2 protein-coding genes are annotated in these 4,235 nt (G+C 45.7%); both read right to left on the bottom strand.

Translation table 11 applies throughout. From position 1 onward, the window contains the following. Positions 1-114 precede the first annotated feature (114 nt). The gene (locus tag F7D73_RS06870; RefSeq protein ID WP_153123358.1) at positions 115-1,449 is read right to left on the bottom strand and encodes a DUF5689 domain-containing protein; all 1,335 of its coding nucleotides are present in this window, start codon (positions 1,447-1,449) and stop codon (positions 115-117) included. 13 nt (positions 1,450-1,462) lie between these two features. Then, entirely contained in the window at positions 1,463-4,066 is a 2,604-nt protein-coding gene (locus F7D73_RS06865) for a TonB-dependent receptor (RefSeq protein WP_153123356.1), read from the bottom strand. Positions 4,067-4,235 lie beyond the last annotated feature (169 nt).

Here is a 4,235-nt window from a genome sequence, read left to right as displayed (position 1 = left end):
TATATCCTAGCCTTTTCAGGCCCGATGATTTCTAAACGGGACAGCAGTGCTTTTTCATATTGTTGTCTTTTTTATTGATGTTACTATATATATAATGTATAGAGGTGAGTTTTGTTAATCTACCATGAAATTCTTGACTTCCCATGTTGGAGCCGCCGATGTGGAACTGCTATAGAGGAAACCTATGTATATGGTCTTGCCACAATACTTGGTTAAATCTGCAGTAGAGGTAACAAAGTCCCAGCCGTTCTTGGTAGGATATCCTTTCACGTCCAAATCTGTCCATGTCTTTCCGTTGGTAGAAACCTGAACCTTGCATTCCTTGGTCATGTCGGAAGAGAAATTGATGGCCTGGTCGAATTTGAGGGTAGCGCTCTTTACGGATGAGAGGTTGATGGCAGGTGACTTGAGTCGTGACTGGAGTTCAACGTTGGCACCGTTTACATAGCCTGAAGCCTTCATGCCGTATGCAGCCGAAGCCCATTTCCAGGCATAGCTTACGCCTTCTGCAAGTTTGATGTTTTCTGTAGTGAAATCGCCCTGGCTTTCATCGAAAGCCTCCTTGAAGATTGAGAGCACAGAAGGAGAGAGGTCGTCAGTATTGCGGATGATGATCTGCCATACATTATTATATCTTGTAAAGATGCCCGTGATGTCGTAGGCTCCGTCTGGCAGGATGGCATTGGCGAAGCGGGCATAACCCGATGTTCTCACTACCACGGTGTTGGAACTAATCCATTGGCCGGTAATGGCATCCTTGAGTGTCTGGTTGGTGGTCTCATCGTTGGCTGCCCATACGTTTTTGCCGTTAGCGCTGTTGAACTTCACTTTCCTGATGGTCATCAGCTTGCCTGCATTCTCTTCCAGGTAGGTGGCATCTGTTGCCTTCGTAAGGTCGAACTCTTCTGCCTCTACATTGCTGGCATCTGCCTCGTCAAGCAGCTTGAAGTGCTTCTGCCAGGTAGGGCGGTCCATCTTACCTACGGATGTAGCCCCCGTCTTCAGGTTGGTATAGATACCGCCAATTTTTGCCTGCTTGCCGTAACTTCCAATGTAGAGCCCGTTAAGATCAATGAGAATCTCCTGTCCTACAGGAAGATAACCATGCAGTCCGCCTGCGTTGATATCAACGAGGATAGCCCCCGTTTCGTCTTGAAGAGCAACTTCTTGATAGAGGTTGCCGCTGATGTCATTGCCTGTGATGTAACCTTTGATCATCATTGGTTTATCAATGAGTTTGTAGCCACCACCATTGATGGTAGTCTTATAATCGCTCTTGAGCTGTGCAATGGAAACTACGTTTTTCTCCCTAAGCAGGTTGTTACCGTATGGCGCAGCAGGGATAGTCTCGACCATATCAGGGTCAGCGTAGCTGTCACCCATACATGATCCAAGCATCAATCCCGTCATTGCCATTAGGGCCATTGCTATGATTTTTATCTTTTTCATTGTCATATTGTTTTTAGAATCGGTATCCTATCTGGAACATACCATTGGTACCAAATGCGTAATACTTCTTAGGATTCTTTGAGAACTGATAAATACGAACATTGTTGACCTCTCCGTCTGTGGTGAGCGTATAGCCGGAACGTGAGTTCTGCTCGTAGCCACCAGTAACCATCTTCTGGTTGTTGAAGAGGTTGGTAATCATGAGGTTGAAGTTGAGTGAGCCCTTCTTCAATCTTATGCTCTTGCCGATGCTCATATCTACCATCCAACCGCCATGCCCCTTAGCCTGTGCTACTGCCTCTGGCAACCAGCTGTTGCCATCTTCTGTAACTACTGCCGGGAATATCTCTGGATACTTCTGGTGAGCCGACTGACGGTTCTTCAGTACTTTCTCGTAGCGGTAGCTAGGAGAATAAGAGAGGTAGATACGGTCATAGTAGTTGGCATTCACATCGATGAACCATCCGTTCAGATGTGTGCTCAGACCGATGCTTCCCACAGTGAGTGGAGTTCCGCTCTCTCGCATGTCAAGAACGTAAGCCTTGTCTGTGTAAACCTCAGCACTCTTAGAGAGCATATAGTTGGCTGTTACATTATTGATGTTCTTTGCCTCGCTGATAGCTCCCAAGGTCTTGAGGTCGAGCCATGAAGTGAGTTTGAACTTCAAGCCAGCTTCCAAGCCATAGTATTCCTTCTTCAGACCGGTCATACTTACGTATGTAAATGAGTTCTCATCATCGTTGTAGAAGTTCTGCCACTCTGTAACATGTTCCAGACGGCTGTAGTAACCGCTTAAGTTGGCATGCAGCCATGCATTGCGATACTGGTAGCTGAATTCTGAGCTGAAGATGCGCTCATTCTTGAGATTGGTTACGAAATCATTGTTGATTTCTGGTGCGATAAATGCAGTATTAGCCATAGGGGCACGCCATTCGTAGCCAGCGCCAATGCTGAAAGCATGACCTCTGCCTAAGTCTACATTCAGGCTTCCCTTCATACCTCCATCCAGGAAGTTGGCAGTCTCACTGTTGCCGTAACTATTGTCGGCTGCCATACCATTGCGCATATAGCCATGACGCTTCATGCCGGTATAACCGATACGGCCACTCAACATTGCCTTCATGCGGTAGAATTCGCTGGTATAGGTGCTCCAGAGATTCGCCTTGTTTACATCGATACGATAGTCGTAACCGAATTTATCACCCTCATAGACAAGTTTACCAGTGTTGTTTGGACCAGCTGTGTTAAGGTCATACTGTACACGTGGGTCTGTGATAGGATAATCACCGATAGCATAAGAGTTTACGTTGTGGAATATGGTTCCGCCGAGCATATCCTCCATGGTCTGATAATGGCGATTGCTATTGGTGCCAAGCATGAGACCTGTAGCCAGGCTAGACTTCTTGGTCAACTTGGTGTTCAGGGTTGATGACAAACTTACATTGAGGTTGTCATTGTGTTTTGCCTGGAGATAGTACATGGTTTCCTGCCCATTCTTAGCAGCCTGCTGGTTGGAATAGTAGAGGCGGTCCCAGTCTATCTGTCGGTTCGCCTTGCTTGCTGTCCAGTAGTTTACAGCGTTGTTCCAGCTGTCCCAGTTATAAGCATTGTTACCGTTCTTGAAGTCGCCCCATACGTAGAAGTTAGCTGATGGCATATTCTTCCAATAGTCTGGCTGAGGATTCTCGGCATTGTTGTAGTTGAGTTTGGTGCTCTTGTACATCGAGTATTTGCCAAACAGTGAGGTAGTGAGCTTCATCTTGTCATTGATGTCCCAATCCCATGTAGCGATAGCAGAAGGTGCAAAATCGTTTACGACACGAGAGTTGCGCTTGTGTCCGTTCTGATAACCCCAGTATGGGTTGTAATAGTAGTCGTTGGCAAGCCAGTAAGCCTCGTCTGTAGATGCTCCCTGAGTACTTCTTTCGGTAGGGTTACCCCATGTAGAGAAGCTCAGTGAGTGACCGTTCATCCATTTCTTCTGTACTCCGAAGAAATAGGAGAGAGCATTGTAGAAGGTTCCCTCTACATATCCACGGTTTGCCCAGCGATAGGTCAATCCGGCAGTGATAGCCCAACCTTTCTCATTGAAACCGCTGGCATAGGTGTATAATCCACGAAGTGTGTAGTTGCGGTTGGCAGCAGCCACGCTGGCATACTGACCTTCCTGCATGCTTCCTGCACGGAAATCGTAGTTGTTTGAACCCGCCATACCTGTCATTGAGTAATTGTTGGCTTCAAAAGGTAAAGAAAAGTCTACATTTCTGGAGAAACGGTTCAAACCACCGATGTTGGAAAATCTGAACTGTCCCGTCTCCATATCGTTCATGGCTGTTCCATTAATATAGACATCATTGTACTTCTGGTTGAAGGCACGATAGCGGAAACGGACGGGCGAGAACAGGTAACCTGCCTTGCTGGCGTAAACGTTGCTGGTTGAATTGAGGATGGTGACATTCGAAGACATGTCATCGTCCTCACCCAACTGTGCCTCTGAGAAGGTAAAAGCATTCTCGTCAAGACCCTGTGCTATGTTTTGCTCTGTTTTTTCATTTTGAGCCATAGCAAGCGTACAGGAAAAGAGTGCTAACGTTGCTAAGTTTACTTTCTTTTGCATAGTTTATCGTTATTAAGAATTAATAATTACTTATAGACGGTACCTTTATAAGGTTCTTGCCTAAAGATAATTATAAATTTGTGTTTAATGCTGCAAAGTAACAAATATTTTTTTGAAAAATTCTTCTATAATCTGCTGAATAGCTTAAAATGAGCGATTTATAAGTGTT

The sequence above is a fragment of the Segatella copri genome, assembly GCF_009494395.1.
Lineage (GTDB): Bacteria > Bacteroidota > Bacteroidia > Bacteroidales > Bacteroidaceae > Prevotella.
This window is presented reverse-complemented; position numbering and strand designations above follow the sequence as displayed.